At 63.7% G+C, this 16,916-nt stretch carries 17 protein-coding genes; 9 read left to right on the top strand and 8 right to left on the bottom strand.

Going from position 1 to position 16,916, the window contains the following annotated elements; translation table 11 throughout:
- Nucleotides 1–83: 83 nt before the first annotated feature.
- The 4 genes from C3F36_RS06555 to purH all read right to left on the bottom strand — a co-directional run bounded on the left by C3F36_RS06555 (nucleotide 84) and on the right by purH (nucleotide 4,389).
- A complete protein-coding gene (locus tag C3F36_RS06555) occupies nucleotides 84–638 on the bottom strand; it encodes a cytochrome b/b6 domain-containing protein (protein WP_103243703.1) in 555 nt (184 codons plus the stop codon).
- Nucleotides 619–993: a cytochrome b562 gene (locus tag C3F36_RS06550; RefSeq protein WP_104454743.1), complete on the bottom strand. Its 375-nt coding sequence runs from the start codon at nucleotides 991–993 to the stop codon at nucleotides 619–621. Before C3F36_RS06550 ends, C3F36_RS06555 begins: the two co-directional genes overlap by 20 nt.
- A gap of 407 nt (nucleotides 994–1,400) precedes the next feature.
- Nucleotides 1,401–2,690 (bottom strand): phosphoribosylamine--glycine ligase, encoded by a 1,290-nt coding sequence (gene purD, locus C3F36_RS06545; RefSeq protein WP_041211074.1) that lies wholly within the window; start codon nucleotides 2,688–2,690, stop codon nucleotides 1,401–1,403.
- A 106-nt stretch (nucleotides 2,691–2,796) separates the two neighbouring features.
- Complete coding sequence (purH, locus tag C3F36_RS06540) at nucleotides 2,797–4,389, bottom strand: bifunctional phosphoribosylaminoimidazolecarboxamide formyltransferase/IMP cyclohydrolase (protein WP_010675610.1); 1,593 nt, start codon at nucleotides 4,387–4,389, stop codon at nucleotides 2,797–2,799.
- Between the two features lie 432 nt (nucleotides 4,390–4,821).
- Here purH and zntR point away from each other — a divergent pair, with 432 nt between their 5' ends.
- From zntR to C3F36_RS06525, 3 genes are all read left to right on the top strand, one after another.
- Nucleotides 4,822–5,259: a Zn(2+)-responsive transcriptional regulator gene (zntR, locus tag C3F36_RS06535; protein ID WP_041211075.1), complete on the top strand. Its 438-nt coding sequence runs from the start codon at nucleotides 4,822–4,824 to the stop codon at nucleotides 5,257–5,259.
- Complete coding sequence (locus C3F36_RS06530; protein WP_010675608.1) at nucleotides 5,249–5,785, top strand: dihydrofolate reductase family protein; 537 nt, start codon at nucleotides 5,249–5,251, stop codon at nucleotides 5,783–5,785. Before zntR ends, C3F36_RS06530 begins: the two co-directional genes overlap by 11 nt.
- Before the next feature lie 107 nt (nucleotides 5,786–5,892).
- Complete coding sequence (locus C3F36_RS06525) at nucleotides 5,893–6,111, top strand: alternative ribosome-rescue factor A (protein WP_104454742.1); 219 nt, start codon at nucleotides 5,893–5,895, stop codon at nucleotides 6,109–6,111.
- A gap of 225 nt (nucleotides 6,112–6,336) precedes the next feature.
- On the opposite strand, the gene hemW is transcribed toward C3F36_RS06525, so the two are convergent.
- Both hemW and rdgB read right to left on the bottom strand, forming a co-directional pair.
- Nucleotides 6,337–7,482: a radical SAM family heme chaperone HemW gene (gene hemW, locus C3F36_RS06520; RefSeq protein ID WP_104454741.1), complete on the bottom strand. Its 1,146-nt coding sequence runs from the start codon at nucleotides 7,480–7,482 to the stop codon at nucleotides 6,337–6,339.
- A gap of 132 nt (nucleotides 7,483–7,614) precedes the next feature.
- Nucleotides 7,615–8,211 carry an RdgB/HAM1 family non-canonical purine NTP pyrophosphatase gene (gene rdgB / locus C3F36_RS06515; protein WP_010675605.1) on the bottom strand — a complete coding sequence of 199 codons (597 nt, stop codon included), beginning with the start codon at nucleotides 8,209–8,211 and terminating at the stop codon, nucleotides 7,615–7,617.
- 234 nt (nucleotides 8,212–8,445) lie between these two features.
- Here rdgB and C3F36_RS06510 point away from each other — a divergent pair, with 234 nt between their 5' ends.
- The 3 genes from C3F36_RS06510 (at nucleotide 8,446) to C3F36_RS06500 (ending at nucleotide 11,314) form a co-directional block, all read left to right on the top strand.
- Nucleotides 8,446–9,609, top strand: coding sequence for a multidrug effflux MFS transporter (locus tag C3F36_RS06510; RefSeq protein WP_199769675.1), 1,164 nt, complete (start codon nucleotides 8,446–8,448; stop codon nucleotides 9,607–9,609).
- Nucleotides 9,610–9,712: 103 nt separating this feature from the next.
- The gene (locus C3F36_RS06505; protein ID WP_104454740.1) at nucleotides 9,713–10,762 is read left to right on the top strand and encodes an oxidoreductase; all 1,050 of its coding nucleotides are present in this window, start codon (nucleotides 9,713–9,715) and stop codon (nucleotides 10,760–10,762) included.
- Between the two features lie 306 nt (nucleotides 10,763–11,068).
- Nucleotides 11,069–11,314, top strand: coding sequence for a hypothetical protein (locus tag C3F36_RS06500; RefSeq protein ID WP_010675602.1), 246 nt, complete (start codon nucleotides 11,069–11,071; stop codon nucleotides 11,312–11,314).
- Between the two features lie 80 nt (nucleotides 11,315–11,394).
- Here C3F36_RS06500 and C3F36_RS06495 read toward each other — a convergent pair whose 3' ends face one another.
- Together C3F36_RS06495 and C3F36_RS06490 are read right to left on the bottom strand one after the other, a co-directional pair.
- The gene (locus C3F36_RS06495; protein WP_010675601.1) at nucleotides 11,395–11,850 is read right to left on the bottom strand and encodes an NfeD family protein; all 456 of its coding nucleotides are present in this window, start codon (nucleotides 11,848–11,850) and stop codon (nucleotides 11,395–11,397) included.
- Complete coding sequence (locus C3F36_RS06490; protein WP_029314806.1) at nucleotides 11,847–12,770, bottom strand: SPFH domain-containing protein; 924 nt, start codon at nucleotides 12,768–12,770, stop codon at nucleotides 11,847–11,849. Before C3F36_RS06490 ends, C3F36_RS06495 begins: the two co-directional genes overlap by 4 nt.
- Nucleotides 12,771–12,967: 197 nt before the next feature.
- On the opposite strand from C3F36_RS06490, the gene cysG reads away from it, so the two are divergent.
- The 3 genes from cysG to cysN all read left to right on the top strand — a co-directional run bounded on the left by cysG (nucleotide 12,968) and on the right by cysN (nucleotide 16,916).
- Nucleotides 12,968–14,392, top strand: a complete 1,425-nt coding sequence (gene cysG / locus C3F36_RS06485; protein WP_104454739.1) for a siroheme synthase CysG — start codon at nucleotides 12,968–12,970, stop codon at nucleotides 14,390–14,392.
- Between the two features lie 104 nt (nucleotides 14,393–14,496).
- Entirely contained in the window at nucleotides 14,497–15,465 is a 969-nt protein-coding gene (gene cysD / locus C3F36_RS06480) for a sulfate adenylyltransferase subunit CysD (protein WP_104454738.1), read from the top strand.
- Nucleotides 15,466–15,488: 23 nt separating this feature from the next.
- Nucleotides 15,489–16,916, top strand: a complete 1,428-nt coding sequence (cysN, locus tag C3F36_RS06475) for a sulfate adenylyltransferase subunit CysN (RefSeq protein ID WP_104454737.1) — start codon at nucleotides 15,489–15,491, stop codon at nucleotides 16,914–16,916.

Genomic DNA, 16,916 nt, shown 5'->3' with positions numbered 1-16,916 from the left:
CAGAGGGGGGCAGATCGGTGCGAGATCCCGTCAAGCAGGTAGCGAAGGGGATGAACAGGGGCCCCGCAGGGCCCCGTGAACGTTCAGACGTTGGGTTCCTGCTGCCCGGCACTGGCCCGGGCACGACGCCCTGGCAGCATGCGGGTGACCAGGTTGCTGCGCTGGCGCCAGGAGGTGTAGGCGATGGCGCACAGGTGCAGGGCGATCATGCCCTGGAGTGCCCAGGTGCACCACTCGTGCCAGTCGTCCGCCCCCAGATCGAAGCCGGTCTCGGTGTTCTGGAACCAGCCGGTCCCTGCGGTGGCGAGTACCAGCAGCCAGAGTGCCCAGACCGCCAGCTTGCCGCTGCCGTGATGGCCAGGGGTGGGCGGGGTCCGTTCGCGCAGGGCGTCGGCCTGATGGCGAAAATCCTCCCGGCTCGGGATGAGGGCGCGCAGGCGGGCGTGGCCGCGAGCGAAGGTGAGCCCCCACAGCAGGCGTATGCCGATGAGCACCATGACGGCGTATCCCATCCGCTCGTGCCACTCCTCGCCCGCCTCGTTGAGCCAGAGGTTGCCGATACAGATGGCCGCCACACCCCAGTGGGTGAGGCGCACCAGAGCATCCCAGTGGAAGGGGTCAGCCTTTCTGCTTGGCATATTTGTGGTACTCCTTCTTCAGGTCGTTGACCTTGGCCAGGTGCTCGCGCGCCTTGGCTTCGTCACCGGCCTGGAGGGCTGCCAGGCTGGCATCCAGCTCGCTCTGCACTTCGGTCATGCCTTCCAGGAACTTCTCCTTCTTGGCGGCGGGCATGTTCTTGCCCTTGGCGACGTCCAGCTGGGCCTTCATCTCCTTGATGTATTTCTCCATGGTGGCCGCGTCGTCAGCCTTGACGGCCTGCTTGTAGTTGAAGCCGATCTTCTTCATCGGCTGCTCCAGATCGCCGGCCATGGCAGGCAGGGCCATCAGGCCGAACATCAGGGGCAGCAGCAGGGGACGCACAGTTTTCAGCATGGGATTTCCTTATGAGACGACGAGATTGCAGGTTGTTATAGCACTCATTTGAGTGCGGTTTCACGCATCATGATGCCATGAAAGGACGATCATTGTATGAAGAAAGTGCGACCAATTGTGACGAATTGTGCAGGGGATTGCTGTGGGAATGTAGCCGAAAGAGAACGGCCACCGGATCTCGCCTCCGGCAGGGGATACAAGGCCGCGCATCTGGTCCGGGAAAGGGGGGCGCAGGCAGTGAATCATGCTGCCATTTTTTATCACATATCGGTTTTTTAACGCCAGGTGAGTTTTTAAGGTGTTTTTGTTTTTTAAAGACATCATCTATGGACGATTCCACTGTCAGCGCAGGCGCCGTGCAACAAAAAAAGGGCCCGCGGGCCCTTTGAGTGATCGGGATCCGGCCCTTATTCGGCCTGCTCGCGCTCGATGGCACGCCAGCCGATGTCCTTGCGATAGAAGATGCCGTCCCACTGGATGCGACCAGCCAGGGCATAGGCCCGCTGCTGGGCTTCCTGCACCGTGTGGCCGAGGGCGGTGGCGCACAGCACGCGGCCACCCTGGGTCAGGCTGGTGTGTCCTTCCAGGCGGGTGCCTGCATGGAACACCTTCTCCCCTGCCACTTCGTCCACCGGCAGACCGCTGATGGGGTGGTTGCTGGTGTAGTCGCCGGGATAGCCACCCGCCGCCAGCACCACGCCGATGGCGGCACGGGGGTCATAGACGGCTTCCTTCTGATCCAGCTGGCCGGCGCAGGCGGCGAGGCAGAGATCCACCAGATCGGACTGCATCCGCAGCATGATGGGCTGGGTTTCGGGGTCGCCGAAGCGGCAGTTGAACTCGATCACCTTGGGGTTGCCCTCGGCATCGATCATCAGGCCGGCGTAGAGGAAGCCGGTGTAGACGTTGCCCTCGGCCGCCATGCCGCGCACGGTCGGCATGATCACCCGCTCCATCACGCGCTGGTGCACTTCGTCGGTCACCACGGGGGCCGGGGAGTAAGCCCCCATGCCGCCGGTGTTGGGGCCGGTGTCGCCGTCGAAGGCGCGCTTGTGATCCTGGCTGGTGGCCATGGGCAGCACGTGCTCGCCGTCCACCATGACGATGAAGCTCGCCTCTTCCCCGTCCAGGAACTCCTCGATCACCACCCGGGCGCCGGCATCGCCGAAGGCATTGCCGGAAAGCATGTCACGTACCGCCGCTTCCGCCTCGTCGAGGGTCATGGCGACGATCACCCCTTTGCCGGCGGCCAGACCGTCGGCCTTGATGACGATGGGGGCGCCCTTCTCGCGCAGATAGGCCAGCGCCGGCTCCACCTCGGTGAAGTTCTGGTAATCGGCGGTCGGGATGGCGTGGCGGGCCAGGAAGTCCTTGGTGAAGGCCTTGGAGCCTTCCAGCTGGGCAGCGGCGGCGGTCGGGCCGAAGATGGTCTGATCGGCGGCGCGGAAGGCATCGACCACCCCTTTCACCAGGGGGGCTTCCGGTCCGACGATGGTGAGGCCGATCTGGTTCGCCTTGGCGAAGGCCAGCAGGCCCTCGATGTCGGTGGCCTGGATGGCGACGTTCTCGATGCCAGGCTCAAGCTGGGTGCCTGCATTGCCCGGTGCCACGAAGACCTGGGTCACCAAGGGGGAGTGTTTGGCCTTCCAGGCCAGGGCGTGTTCACGGCCGCCGTTGCCAATGATCAGTACTTTCATCGTCTCGCTCGCTTCTGTCTGAGTTCACTGGCGCTGCGGTGGCAACCTGCCAGTGGAAAGGATCCGGTGCTAAAGAGGCAGGGCCGCCATCGGCGGCCCTGGGCTGTCAGTGACGGAAATGACGCATGTTGGTGAACACCATGCACATGCCGTGTTCGTTGGCGGCGTCGATCACCTCCTGGTCGCGCATCGAGCCACCTGGCTGGATGACGCAGGAGATGCCCGCGGCAGCGGCGGCATCGATGCCGTCGCGGAACGGGAAGAAGGCGTCGGAGGCCATGACGGAGCCCGCCACGGTCAGCCCTTCATCCTCGGCCTTGATGCCGGCGATCTTGGCGGAGTAGACGCGGCTCATCTGGCCGGCGCCCACGCCGATGGTCTGGCCGTTCTTGGCGTAGACGATGGCGTTGGATTTGACGAACTTGGCGACCTTCCAGCAGAACAGCAGATCCTGCAGCTCGGCCTCGGTGGGCTGACGCTGGCTGACCACGGTCAAATCCCCGAGCGTCACCATGCCCAGATCGCGCTCCTGCACCAGCAGGCCGCCGTTGACGCGCTTGAAGTCAAAGCCTTGCGCCGGGGCAGTCCACTGGCCGCACTCCAGCAGGCGCACGTTCTGCTTGGCGGCGACCGCCTCGCGGGCTGCCTGGCTGATGCTGGGGGCGATGATCACTTCCACGAACTGGCGGGCGACGATGGCCGCAGCGGTCTCGCCGTCCAGTTCGCGGTTGAAGGCGATGATGCCGCCAAAGGCCGAGGTGGGGTCGGTCTGGTAGGCGCGATCGTAGGCTGCCAGCAGGTCGTCACCGATGGCGACGCCGCAGGGGTTGGCATGCTTGACGATGACGCAGGCCGGTTCGCTGAACTCCTTCACGCACTCCAGCGCCGCGTCGGTGTCGGCGATGTTGTTGTAGGAGAGGGCCTTGCCCTGCAGTTGGATGGCGCTTGCCACCGAGCCCGGCGCGGCCTGCTCTTCGGCGTAGAAGGCGGCAGCCTGGTGGCTGTTCTCGCCGTAGCGCATGTCCTGCTTCTTGATGAACTGGCTGTTGAAGGTGCGGGGGAAGCGGGACTCTTCGTCGCCTTCCTTGTTTTCGCCGTAGGAGGGCACCAGGGTGCCGAAGTAGTTGGCGATCATGCCGTCGTAGGCGGCGGTGTGCTCGAAGGCGGCGATGGCCAGATCGAAGCGGGTGGAGAGGGTCAGGCTGTTGCCGTTGCCATCCATCTCGGCGATGACGCGGTCATAGTCGGAGGCCTTGACGACGATGGTGACGTCCTTGTGGTTCTTGGCTGCGGAGCGGACCATGGTCGGGCCGCCGATGTCGATGTTCTCGACGGCGTCTTCCAGGGTGCAACCGGCTTTGGCCACGGTGGCGGCGAAGGGATAGAGGTTGACGACGACCATGTCGATGGGGGAGATAGCGTGCTCGGCCATGATGGCGTCATCCCGGTCGCGACGGCCGAGAATGCCGCCGTGTACCTTGGGATGCAGGGTCTTGACCCGGCCGTCCATCATCTCGGGGAATCCGGTGTAGTCGGACACCTCGGTCACCGGCAGGCCCGCATCGGCCAGCAGCTTGGCGGTACCACCGGTGGAGAGCAGGGCCACGCCACGCGCGTCGAGTGCCTTGGCAAATTCCAGGATGCCAGTCTTGTCAGACACACTCAGCAGTGCACGGCGAATGGGTCGAGCTTGTTCCATCACACTATCGTCCTCAGCATAACGGGGACCGTTCCATGGGAGGCGAGGCTCAACACACAGAGAGTCCCCAAATAAATGGAAGTGGGGGATTTCGCAAACCACTCTCGCCCGGGGCGGCCGTTGGCAAAAGCGTTTTAGGAAATGCCCGCTTGACGCGACGCTCTCTTGTGGGCGCGTATTCTACACAAAAAATGTGACCTGTGGTGGATTTTTTAAAGAGACAAACCCTTGCGGGATGCGGCGTTAAACGTTTTCTGGTGAATTTTTGTGAAACGTTTGTCTTTTCAGTGTTTTGGGGATAAATGGCCGGCAAGTGAGGGGTTAGCTGCTGCTTTCCTGCCTTTGACTGGCAATCGCCGGGCAAAGAGGTGATAGTGGAGGCCGGTTTATATTGAGTACCATGTCGGGAATGTCATGCGGGGGGAGAGGACCATGTATCGGATCGGTGAACTGGCCAAGGCGTGCGGGGTGAAGGCCGACACCCTGCGCTTTTATGAGAAGAACGGCCTCATCTCGCCGGGCATTCGCAACGAATCCGGCTATCGCCTCTACGGGGAGCAGGACAGGCGGCGGCTGGAGTTCATCATCCGCGCCAAGTCGGTGGGGTTCTCCCTCGCGGACATCGGCGAGCTGCTTGCCCTGGACACCAACAAGGCCAAGGTCACCTGCCAGGAGGTGAAGGCGGTGGCCGACACCAAGCTCGAACAGGTGGAGCAGAAGCTCCTGGAGCTGACCCGTTTTCGCGAGAACCTGAAGGCCCTCTCCGACATCTGCTGCGGCGGCCCGCGCTCGGCGGAGCATTGCGCCATCCTCGAGACCCTGGAGTCCGGCGCCCCTTCCCGCCACGAGCATCACGACCATGAGCACTGAGCTGCGTCGGCCCCGGGTCTCCGCCTTTCTCGCCCTCTCCCTCGACGGTTTCATCGCCGGGGAGGGGGGCGATCTGGCATGGCTGGCCCCCTATGGTGGCGACGGGCCGGAGGAGACCGGCTACAGCGCCCTGATGGCGAGCGCGGACACCCTGCTGATGGGGCGCAACACCTACGATATCGTGAGCGCCTTTCCCGAGTGGCCCTACGGGGACAAGCCGCTGGTGGTACTGACCCACAGGCCCGCCGACCCCCGTCCTCGGGTCTCCTTTCGGCAGGGGGCGCTGGCGCAGGTGCTGGACGAGTTGTGGCAGGGGGGAAGCCGTCACCTCTATCTGGATGGCGGGGAGCTGGTGAGGCAGGGTCTGCAGGGGGCCCTGGTGGACGAGCTGACCCTGTTCTGGGTACCGGTCACCCTGGGGGGCGGGATCCCGCTCTTTACCGGGCCTCTCCCCGCAGGGTTGAGACCGGTGTCGAGCGCCGTGCTGCCAAGCGGCCTGGTGCGGGTTATCTATCACCCCGCCTGACAGCTTGCACGGGGGAGGCAAGAGGTGCACAATCGGCGCGTTTTTCGCCACCTGCCCTTCCAGACAGGGACGACAGGCAAACATGACAACCCCATCAAGGAGCCCATATGGCCAAGAAGAATGTGACCTGTGTCACCGCCGAACCCGCCTGCGAACATCAGCGCGGCATCATTCAGGACAACCACCTCAAGGCACTGGTGACCTCCCCCCTGTTCCAGGCCCGGGTCGAGCCGAGCAAGAAGGGCAAGGGCAGCTATCAGCGCAAGGCCAAGCACGGCAAGCGGTGGGAGCCCGGCCAACAGCAGATGGTACGCGTCTGCTGCTGAGCGGGTTCCTGCTTTGGAACCAGTCCACGATCTTGCTGCGAGGCCGTGATCAAGGCTCATGTGCTGCTCGCAATCCTCATGTGTACTTACACACTCCGGTTCCTGCGCTGCTCTTCACCTTGCTGACAGCCTCTCGCGACAGACCGTGAACAGGTTCTTGGAACCAAAACAAGCGGGGCGCTCATGGCGCCCCGCTTGTGTTCCATCTGGTTAAAGGCGGTTACCTCATTCGTCCATAAAGAGTTCGAGCAGCACGTTGAGGTAGCGATGCCCCAGGGACGTGAGCTGCCAGCTGTCGCCAAGATCCTCGATAAGCTCCTTGGTCCGGGCGATGGCGAGCATGGTCTCTACCCGCTCCAGCGGTAGCCCCGTGAAGGCCTCGAACTCCGCCTTGGGGGCGGGTTCAAACAGTCTGAACCGGTTCATGAAGTACTCGAGCGGCAGATCGTCCGCGCTCACCTGCCATTGGCTGTCCAGATAGGGGCGGCTCGGATCCAGATAACCTTTCGGATGCTTCACCTTGGCGGTGCGCAGGATCTGCTGGCTCGCGAGATCCGTCACCTTGCCGTGGGCGCCGCAGCCGATCCCCAGATAGTCGCCAAAGCGCCAGTAGTTGAGGTTATGGCGGCACTGATACCCCTCTTTGGCATAGGCCGAGATCTCGTACTGCTGATAGCCCTGGGCGATCAGCATGGCGTGGCCCTGCTCGTAGATGTCCCACAGGGTGTCATCTTCCGGCAACGTGGGGGGCTTGGAGGCGAATGCCGTGTTCGGCTCTATGGTGAGCTGATACCAGGAGAGGTGCGGCGGCGCGCAGTCGATGGCCTGCTGCAGGTCGTAGAGCGCATCGTCCAGGCTCTGATCCGGCAGGCCGTGCATCAGATCCAGGTTGAAGGTGGGAAGCGCGATGGCGTGGGCCAGTTCGGCGGCCTTGCGCGCCTCCTCGGGGCCGTGGATGCGGCCGAGCCGGGTCAATTTCTCCTGCTGGAAGCTCTGTACCCCGATGGAGATGCGGTTGATGCCGGCCCGCTGGAAGCCGGCGAACTTGTCCGCCTCCACCGTGCCCGGGTTGGCCTCCATGGTGATCTCGCAGTCCGGGGCGAGGGCGACGCGTGCGCGCACCCCGTCCAGCAGCGCCTGCATGGCGGCGACGGAGAGCAGGCTCGGCGTGCCGCCACCGATAAAGATGGAGGAGAGGGGGCGCCCCTGGGCCCAGTGCAGATCCTGCTCCAGATCCTCCAGCAGGGCTGCCACGTACTCGAGGTGGGGCAGCTCCCCCTTCTGGGCGTGGGAATTGAAGTCGCAGTAGGGGCACTTCTGGACGCACCAGGGCACGTGGATATAGAGGGAGAGGGGCGGCAGTTGCAGCATGGGATTTCCAGTATTCAACAATCAAATGGGGTCGGGTGGCCCTGGTTGCCGGTGACAACGGGCGGGGCGCCGCGAACGAAACGGGGGCCGACGGCCCCCATTGTAGATGACAACGCGGCGGGAGACAGCGCTTTAGTTGACCGCCGCCAGGGCCGCTTTGAGCTTGGCCAGGGCCTGGCCACGGTGGCTGAGCTGGTTCTTGAGTTCCGCCGGCATCTGGGCCGAGGTGCAGTCGTGGTCGGGGACGAAGAACACGGGGTCGTAGCCAAAGCCGTGCTGGCCGCGGGGTTCGTCGATGATCATCCCTTCCCAGCTGGCCTGGCAGATAATGGGGGTGGGATCGTCGGCGTGGCGCATGTAGACCAGCACGCACCAGAAGCGGGCGCTTTTCAGGTAATCCGGCGCGCCCTTGAGCTCGGCTAGCAGCTTGTCGATGTTCTCCTTGTCGCTGGCACCGGCACCGGCAAAACGGGCGGAGTAGACGCCGGGGCGGCCGTGCAGCAGATCCACTTCCAGACCGGAGTCGTCGGCCACGGCGGGCAGGCCGGTGACGCGGGCGGCGTGGCGGGCCTTGATGATGGCATTCTCGACGAAGGTGGTGCCGGTCTCGTCGGCATCGGAGACTGCAAACTCGCTCTGCGGGATCACCTGGATCTTCATATCGGCCAGCATGGCGGCCAATTCCTTCACCTTTTTCTGGTTCCCTGTTGCCAGGACAAGCTTGTTCATCACACACCTCCGCAAAAATAATCTGCGCATTCTATGCGGGGGAGGGGTTTAGTAAAAGCGCCAATTGCCCGGGATCCGGTGCCAACGGGGGATCCGGGTTCCACCCCCTGAGAGGTAGAGGAGATATATGTTTCCAGTGGGGAATAACCGAAGTGATTAAATACCATTTCAATTCATTACTCTGAGTCAGTAGACTCGCGGCCCAATCGATATTCCTAGGGCTTGAGGTGACTGATGCCATTGATTCTTTTGCTTGTACTCCTGGTGTTGTTCAGCCCGCTGGCCATCGACATCTATCTGCCTGCCATCCCCCAGATGGCCGAGCAGCTGGGGGCCGAAGTGACCCTGATGCAGGGCACCATCACCTGGTTCCTGTTCAGCATGGGGCTGGGGCAACTGCTGGTGGGGCCGCTGGCCGATCGCTACGGGCGCAAACCCATCGCCCTGGGGGGCGTGCTGCTCTACGGCCTGAGCGCCCTGGCAGCCGGCTTTGCCGCCAGCCTGGGCGAGCTGATGCTGGCGCGGGTGCTGCAAGGCTTCGGGGCCTGCGCCACCTCTGTGGCCGCCTTCTCGGTGGTCCGTGACAGCTATGGCCCCAAGAAGAGCGGTCAGATGATCTCCTATCTGAACGGTGCCATCTGCTTCATCCCCGCACTGGCGCCCCTGCTGGGTGGCTGGCTCACCGCCAAGGCGGGCTGGTCGGCGAACTTCTGGTTTATGGCGGGTTACGCCGTGGTGGTCGGCAGCTGGCTGCTGTGGCGGATGCCGGAAACCCGCCCTGAGGAGACCAGCAGTGCTGGCCCGCTCATCAGCTGGTCCCGCTACAGTCCGGTGCTGCGCTCCCCGAGCTTCCTGTTCAACGCGGCGCTGTGCATGCTGGCGATGGCGGTGATCCTCGCCTACGTGACGGCGGCGCCGGTACAACTGATGGTGACCCTGGGGCTGGACATGAGTGGCTTCAGCCACTGGTTCACCGCCAATGCTGCCCTCAACATCCTGGCCTGCTTCCTGGCCCCGCGCTTCATCGCCCGGGTAGGGCCAAGACGGACCCTGCGTATCGGCCTGCTGGTGCTGCTGCTCTCCGCCATCACCCTGACCCTGGCCATGCACATCTCGCACCCGCTGGCCATGATGGGCCCGGTGTTCCTCTCCAGCATCGGCTTTGCGATGATCCTGGGCGCCGCCGCCGGTATGGCGCTGGCCCCCTTCGGCCACTGCGCCGGCACTGCGGCCGCCCTGCTCGGCCTGTTCCAGATGAGCGGCTCCGGCGCCCTGGTGGGGATCACCGGTTGGCTGATGCCGGATCCCCTGAGCCAGCTGGCCCTGCACATGTGGCTGCTGCTGCCCCCGCTGGTGATGCTGATGACCCGCCAGGGTCGCCGCTTGTGTTTGCAATAAATCCTGTGCTCTGATGAGCACACTCAGGGGGCCTTGAGCCCCCTTCTCTTTTTCAGGTGACCTCGCCTGCCTCGCATGATCACAGACCCGTGGAGAAAACCGGATGAGCCACACAATCAACGCCGCCCTGGTGGGATACGGCTTCGCAGGACAGACCTTTCACGCCCCCTTCCTGGCCACGACCCCGGGCCTGACCCTGCGCTGGGTGGTGAGCCGGGATGCCGCCAAGGTACAGGCCGCGTTGCCCGGCACCCGGGTCGGCACCCTGGAGCAGGTGCTGGCCGATGGCAGCCTCGATCTGGTGGTGATCGCCACCCCCAACGACACCCACGCCCCCATCGCTCGCGAGGCCCTGCTGGCGGGCAAGCACGTGGTGATCGACAAGCCGTTCGCCCTGGATCTGGCCGAAGCGAAGGCGCTGGTCGAGTTGGCGGAGAAGCAGCAACGGCTGCTCAGCATCTTCCACAACCGGCGCTGGGACGGGGACTTCCTCACGGTGCGCCGTCTGCTGGCGGAGGGGGCGCTGGGGCAAGTCGCCCAGTTCGAATCCCACTTCGACCGTTATCGCCCCGAGGTTCGCCAGCGCTGGCGCGAGGCGGGCGGCCCGGGCTCCGGTCTCTGGTTCGATCTCGGCCCCCATATCCTGGATCAGTCGCTCCAGCTGTTCGGCCAGCCGGACTGGTTGCAGGCGGATCTGGGCAAGCAGCGCCCCGGGGCCCTGGCGGACGACTACTTCCATGTGGTGCTGGGTTACGGCGAGATGCGGGTCATTCTGCACGGCAGTTGTCTGGTGTCGGCCGTGATGCCCCGCTTCGTGGTGCACGGCAGTCAGGGCTCCTTCATCAAGTTCGGCATGGACGTGCAGGAGGAGCAGCTCAAGGAGGGCAAGCGGCCCCCGGCGGCGGACTGGGGCGTGGATCCCGCCCCCGGCCAGCTCAGCCAGATCCGGGACGGTCAGCTCCTGCAGCAGACCGTGGCTGGCGAGGCGGGGGACTACGGCGCCTACTATCGCGGTGTCTGCGCCGCCATCCGGGGAGAAGGGGAGAACCCGGTGCCGGCCGACGAGGCCCTGGCGGTGATGGCCTTGCTGGACCTGGCCCGGGAGAGCGACCAGCAGGGGCGGCGCCTGCCTTGTCAGAAGCTGTCTGACTGACGGCGTAATCCGGCAGCGCGGAGAGCCTGACAGAAAGACAATGGCTGACTGGCAATCGTCAGGTAATTGGCGATTTGTTGTGCGAATCTGGTGATGAATGGGTGTTTTATATTAATATTTGTCGTTGCAGCAGTGTTTTTTATCATGCCAACGAGAAAATATCATTGTGATACGCGTTTTCATCGGCCGCATATGGGGATATATTTCGCGCGCCTTCGGGCTCCAGCGGCCGGTGTGCCGACAGGAGCCGGGGCGTACAGTGATGGTCCCTGCACCATCTCTCCATCTTTTTTTGAGGGTATGCACATGAACAAAGTACTGGTAGCCGGTATCCTGGGTTTGATGTTGACCGCCTGTGGTCAGAAAGAAGAAGCTGCAGCTCCGGCTGCGACCCCGGCCGCAGACGTTGCTGCCACTGTCGAGAAAGCCGCTAGCGAAGCGTCTGCTACCGTCGAGAAGGCTGCTTCCGAAGCTTCCGCTACTGTCGAGAAGGCTGCCGCTGACGTTGCCACCAAGGCTGAAGCTGCCGTGAGCGATGCCAAGGCCAACTAAGCCAGCACCTCATTGAAAAACGGGCCCGGCGCACTCGCGCCGGGCCCGTTTTTTTATAGCCATGACGGGGCGTTGCACGGTCAGCCGAGGGGTTCCACCAGCAGGATGTGGGAGTCGGCCCCCACCACCTTGACTCGGCTGCCGGCCGGCAACGGCGCGTTGCAGCGCACCGTCCAGACGGTGTCGTCCAGATGTACCCGGCTCATCCCTTGGCTGACCTCGTCCAGCAGGGTCAGCTCGCGACCCATGTAGCTTTGCATCCGCTCGTTGATGGGAGCGGCGGCATCCAGCCCGGAGCGATCCCGGCGATGCTGCCAGCGCCACCAGGCCCAGGTGGTGAGCAGGGATTGCAGGGCGAAGAGCAGCAACTGCGCCTGCCAGCCGAAGGGCCAGACCAGCAGCAAGAGCCCCACCTCCAGGGCGGCGATGCCGGTCCAGAGCAGAAAACCCACCGACCCCATCACCTCGATGGCCAGCAGCACGAAGCCGAGTCCCAGCCAGTGCCAGTGGGTCAGCCCCTCGAACAGGGCTGTCATGATTTGCCCGCCTTGCCGTCTTTGTTGAACAGCTCGGCCATGCCCGCCACCGAGCCTATCAGGCTGCCCGCTTCCAGGGGCATCATGATGATCTTGCTGTTGGGGCCTTCACCGATGCGGGCCAGGGCCTCGGTGTATTTCTGGGCCACGAAGTAGTTGATGGCCTGCATGTCGCCCTCGGCGATGGCCTGGGAGACCATGTGGGTCGCCTTGGCTTCCGCCTCGGCGGCCCGCTCCCGGGCTTCGGCGGCGAGGAAGGCGGCCTGACGCTCACCCTCGGCTTTCAGGATCTGGGACTGCTTCTCCCCCTCGGCCTTCAAGATCTTGGACTGGCGCACCCCTTCGGCCTCCAGCACCTCGGCCCGCTTCTGGCGCTCGGCCTTCATCTGGGCGTTCATGGCTTCCACCAGGGCGAGGGGCGGTCGCACATCCTTGATCTCGATCCGGGTCACCTTGATGCCCCAGGGGGCGGTGGCCGCATCCATGGTGCGCAGCAGCTTCTCGTTGATGGTGTCGCGCTGGGAGAGCATCTCGTCCAGCTCCATGGCGCCGAGCACGGTCCGCATATTGGTCATGGTGAGATTGCGGATGGCGCTGGTGAGATCGTTGACCTCGTAGCCCGCCTTGCGGGCATCCACCACCTGCACGAAGCTGATGGCGTCGATGGTGACGTTGGCGTTGTCCCGGGAGATCACCTCTTGGGCCGGGATGTCCAGCACCTGCTCCATCATGATGATCTTGTGGCCGATGCGGTCGATGTAGGGGATCAGCAGGTTGAGACCCGGGGAGAGGGTGCGGGTGTAGCGGCCGAAGCGCTCCACGGTCCAGTTGTAACCCTGGGGCACTATCTTGATGCCGGCACTCAGGGTGGCGAGTACCAGGAATATGAAGATCCCCAATACAATCAATGACTCATTCATGATTAAGCTCCTTATGAAACACTTTCACTAGCCTAGGGTCTGGTGCCATCCACCACAAGCAGATTCGCTTCTCTATTGCCGCCACACGGCTTTACTAATTACCAAAACGCATTAAAGAGCATTTTTTATTATTTTGAGGGATAAGCGCTCCTGCCTATAGTCGCCCCAGATGTCGCGATGCCGAGGAGCGGGCCCTGATGGATTATTTACCTATGTTTGCCAGGTTGGAAGGCCGTCCGGTACTGCTGGTGGGCGGGGGCGAGGTTGCCCTGCGCAAGGCGCGCCTGCTGCTGGCGGCAGGTGCCCGGATCACCCTGGTCTCTCCCGCGATCGAGCCCGAGTTCCATGAATTTGCCGGTCGCTTCACCCATGTGGCGGCGCGTTTCGACCCGGCCCACCTGGCAGGGCAGATCCTGGTGGTGGCCGCGACCGACGATCTCGAGGTCAATGCCCTGGTCTACCAGAGCGCCACCGAGCGCGGTCTGTTCGTCAACCTGGTGGATGACCCCGAGCGCTCCAGCTTTATCTTCCCCTCCATCATCGATCGCAGCCCCATCGTGGTGGCCGTCTCCAGCGGCGGCAAGGCCCCCGTGCTGGTGCGTCTGTTGCGCGAGCGGCTCGAGAGCCTGCTGCCCCGCCACCTCGGCGGTCTGGCGGAGCTCTCCGGCCGGGTGCGCCGCCGGGCCAAGCAGGTGCTGGCCTCCCTCTCCGATCGCCGCCGCTTCTGGGAGCGCGCCTTTGCCTCCAACACCCTGGCCGGTCTGATTGAGAAAGCCGATTGGCAAGGGGCCGAGGAGTGGCTCAATGAGGGGCTGGACAAGGCCCAGACCGAAGTGGGGGAAGTGGTGCTGGTGGGGGCGGGCCCGGGAGATCCTGGCCTGCTGACCCTCAAGGCGCTGCAACAGATCCAGCAGGCCGAAGTGGTGCTCTATGACCAGCTGGTCTCCCCCGAGATCCTGGACCTGGTGCGCCGCGATGCCACCCTGGTGTCGGTCGGCAAGAAGGCGGGTGCCCACAGCGTGCCCCAGGAAGAGACCAACCGCCTGCTGGTGGAATACGCCAAAGCGGGCAACCGGGTGGTGCGCCTCAAGGGGGGCGATCCCTTCATGTTCGGCCGTGGCGGCGAGGAGCTGGAAGTGCTGGCCGAGGAGGGCATTCCCTTCTCCGTGGTGCCCGGCATCACCGCCGCCGCCGGTGCCACCGCCTATGCGGGCATTCCGCTCACCCACCGCGACCATGCCCAGAGCGCCGTCTTCATCACCGGCCACTGCCAGAAGGAGGGCAAGGAGCCCGACTGGCAGCAGCTTGCGGCCACCAACCAGACCCTGGTCATCTACATGGGGCTGATGCGCTCCGAGCATATCCAGCAGCAACTGGTGAGCCATGGCCGACGCGCCGCCACCCCCATCGCCATCATCGAGCGGGGCACCACGGCCCGTCAGCGGGTGCTGACCGGCACCCTGGCGGATCTGGCCGAGCTGGCCCAGCAGGCGGTGAGCCCGTCGCTTATCGTCATCGGTGAAGTGGTGGCCCTGCGCCAGCAACTCGCCTGGTTTGGCGAACAGGGGCAAGGGCAGGAGGCAGAAAGCGGCCACGAGCTCAAGCTGGTGAGCCTGACCTGAGAGGCGAGACCCGAATCGATTTGACGGTGCGGCCAAGGCGGCACCGAACTGAACCAACACCGCGCCCCGAGCAGGTGCGATAGCAATGAACCGAGGACCCAGACATGGACCGTGAAAGACTGACCCAACTGCAGCCATCCGATGCACAGAGCATCCGTGCAGGTGTCACCCGCGAGCGACTGACTCACCTGCAGCAACTGGAAGCCGAGAGCATCCATATCATCCGCGAGGTGGCCGCCGAATTTGAAAACCCGGTGATGATGTACTCCATCGGCAAGGACTCCTCCGTCATGCTGCACCTGGCCCGCAAGGCCTTCTACCCGGGCAAGATCCCCTTCCCCCTGCTCCACGTGGACACCAACTGGAAGTTCAAGGAGATGATCAAGTTCCGGGACGAGACCGCCAAGAAGTACGGGCTGGATCTCATCGTCCACAAGAACCCGGACGGTCTGGCCATGGACATCAACCCCTTCGTGCACGGCAGCAGCAAGCACACCGACATCATGAAGACCGAGGGGCTCAAGCAGGCGCTCAACAAATACGGCTTCGATGCCGCCTTCGGTGGTGCCCGTCGCGACGAGGAGAAATCCCGTGCCAAGGAGCGTGTCTACTCCTTCCGCGACAAGTCCCACCGCTGGGATCCGAAGAACCAGCGCCCGGAGCTGTGGCGCGTCTACAACAGCCAGGTCAACAAGGGGGAGAGCATCCGTGTCTTCCCGCTCTCCAACTGGACCGAGCTGGACATCTGGCAATACATCTATCTCGAGAACATCGACATAGTCCCGCTCTACTTCGCGGCCATGCGCCCCGTGGTGGATCGCGGCGGCATCAAGATCATGGTGGATGACGATCGCATGCCCATCGGCCCGGAAGACGAAGTGAAGCAGGAACTGGTGCGCTTCCGTACCCTCGGCTGCTACCCGCTGACCGGGGCCATCGAATCCAATGCCACCACCCTGCCGGAGATCATCGAAGAGATGCTGATCACCACCTCGAGCGAGCGGCAAGGGCGGCTCATCGACCACGATCAGGCCGGCTCCATGGAGCAGAAGAAGCGTCAGGGCTATTTCTAAAAAATGTTCTAAGGAATCGCAACATGAACAACCACATTCAGACCGCCATCAGCGAACAGGGCATTGAAGCCTACCTGCACGCCCAGCAGCACAAGAGCCTGCTGCGTTTTCTCACCTGCGGCAGCGTGGACGACGGCAAGAGCACCCTCATCGGCCGCCTGCTGCACGACTCCCAGCAAATCTATGAAGATCAACTGAAGGCACTGGAGTCCGACAGCCAGAAGCTCGGCACCACCGGCGAGAAGCTGGACCTGGCCCTGCTGGTGGACGGCCTGCAGGCGGAGCGCGAGCAGGGCATCACCATCGACGTGGCCTACCGCTATTTCTCCACCGCCAAGCGCAAATTCATCATCTCGGACACCCCGGGCCATGAGCAGTACACCCGCAACATGGCCACCGGCGCCTCCACCTGCGATCTGGCCATCATCCTGATCGACGCCCGCAAAGGGGTGCTGGATCAGACCCGCCGCCACAGCTTTATCGCCAGTTTGCTGGGGATAAAACAGTTCGTGGTGGCAGTGAACAAGATGGACCTGGTGGAGTTCAGCCAGGAGGTGTTCGATCGCATCAGCGCCGATTACCGCGAATTCGCCAAGAAGCTCAGCGTCGACACCATCCACATCGTGCCGGTCTCGGCCCTGGACGGCGACAACGTGGTGAACCCGAGCGACAAGCTGGCCTGGTACCAGGGCGAGACCCTGCTCTCCTTGCTGGAGTCTGCCGAAGTGGAGCGCGAGCTGGAGCGTCACCCGGTGCGCCTGCCGGTGCAGTACGTGAACCGCCCCAACCTCGATTTTCGCGGCTTCGCGGGCACCCTGGCCTCCGGCATCCTGCGGGTGGGCGACAAGCTTGCCGTGCTGCCGTCCGGCAAAGAGAGCACGGTGACCCGCATCGTCACCTTCGACGGGGATCTGGAGTACGCCCTGCCGGGTCAGGCCATCACGGTCACCTTCGCGGACGAAATCGACATCAGCCGGGGCGACCTGCTGGTAGATGCGGCGAAAAAGCCCCAGGTGACCCAGAACGTGCTGGCCCACATCGTCTGGATGGGAGAGGAGTCTCTGCAACCGGGCCGGGTCTATGACGTCAAGCTGGCCACCAAGAAGAGCCGTGGCCAGGTGGAGGCCATCCGCCACCGCATCGAGATCAACAAGCTGGACGAGCTGCCCGCCTCCGAGCTCAAGCTCAACGAGATCGGCCTGTGCGAATTCAGCCTGACCGACCCGGTGGCGTTCGACCCCTACCAGGAGATCCGCGACACCGGCAGCTTCATCCTCATCGACCGGCTGACCAACGTCACCGTCGGTGCCGGCATGATAGTGGAAGGGCTGGCGGCCAAGGTGATGGCAGGGCAATACAGCGAGTTCGAAGTGGAGCTCAACGCCCTGGTGCGCAAGCACTTCCCCCACTGGCAGGCGCTGACCATCAGCAACGATTCCGGCAAGGAGTAA

Source organism: Aeromonas sp. ASNIH2 (assembly GCF_002934795.1).
GTDB classification, from domain to species: Bacteria; Pseudomonadota; Gammaproteobacteria; order Enterobacterales; family Aeromonadaceae; genus Aeromonas; species Aeromonas caviae.
This window is presented reverse-complemented; position numbering and strand designations above follow the sequence as displayed.

What these genes read in the sequence shown, in the direction of transcription:
- C3F36_RS06555 (WP_103243703.1), bottom strand. Translation starts at nt 638, where the DNA reads ATGCCAAGCAGAAAGGCTGACCCCTTCCACTGGGATGCTCTGGTGCGC.
- C3F36_RS06550 (WP_104454743.1), bottom strand. Translation starts at nt 993, where the DNA reads ATGCTGAAAACTGTGCGTCCCCTGCTGCTGCCCCTGATGTTCGGCCTG.
- purD (WP_041211074.1), bottom strand. Translation starts at nt 2,690, where the DNA reads ATGAAAGTACTGATCATTGGCAACGGCGGCCGTGAACACGCCCTGGCC.
- purH (WP_010675610.1), bottom strand. Translation starts at nt 4,389, where the DNA reads ATGGAACAAGCTCGACCCATTCGCCGTGCACTGCTGAGTGTGTCTGAC.
- zntR (WP_041211075.1), top strand. Translation starts at nt 4,822, where the DNA reads ATGTATCGGATCGGTGAACTGGCCAAGGCGTGCGGGGTGAAGGCCGAC.
- C3F36_RS06530 (WP_010675608.1), top strand. Translation starts at nt 5,249, where the DNA reads ATGAGCACTGAGCTGCGTCGGCCCCGGGTCTCCGCCTTTCTCGCCCTC.
- C3F36_RS06525 (WP_104454742.1), top strand. Translation starts at nt 5,893, where the DNA reads ATGGCCAAGAAGAATGTGACCTGTGTCACCGCCGAACCCGCCTGCGAA.
- hemW (WP_104454741.1), bottom strand. Translation starts at nt 7,482, where the DNA reads ATGCTGCAACTGCCGCCCCTCTCCCTCTATATCCACGTGCCCTGGTGC.
- rdgB (WP_010675605.1), bottom strand. Translation starts at nt 8,211, where the DNA reads ATGAACAAGCTTGTCCTGGCAACAGGGAACCAGAAAAAGGTGAAGGAA.
- C3F36_RS06510 (WP_199769675.1), top strand. Translation starts at nt 8,446, where the DNA reads ATGCCATTGATTCTTTTGCTTGTACTCCTGGTGTTGTTCAGCCCGCTG.
- C3F36_RS06505 (WP_104454740.1), top strand. Translation starts at nt 9,713, where the DNA reads ATGAGCCACACAATCAACGCCGCCCTGGTGGGATACGGCTTCGCAGGA.
- C3F36_RS06500 (WP_010675602.1), top strand. Translation starts at nt 11,069, where the DNA reads ATGAACAAAGTACTGGTAGCCGGTATCCTGGGTTTGATGTTGACCGCC.
- C3F36_RS06495 (WP_010675601.1), bottom strand. Translation starts at nt 11,850, where the DNA reads ATGACAGCCCTGTTCGAGGGGCTGACCCACTGGCACTGGCTGGGACTC.
- C3F36_RS06490 (WP_029314806.1), bottom strand. Translation starts at nt 12,770, where the DNA reads ATGAATGAGTCATTGATTGTATTGGGGATCTTCATATTCCTGGTACTC.
- cysG (WP_104454739.1), top strand. Translation starts at nt 12,968, where the DNA reads ATGGATTATTTACCTATGTTTGCCAGGTTGGAAGGCCGTCCGGTACTG.
- cysD (WP_104454738.1), top strand. Translation starts at nt 14,497, where the DNA reads ATGGACCGTGAAAGACTGACCCAACTGCAGCCATCCGATGCACAGAGC.
- cysN (WP_104454737.1), top strand. Translation starts at nt 15,489, where the DNA reads ATGAACAACCACATTCAGACCGCCATCAGCGAACAGGGCATTGAAGCC.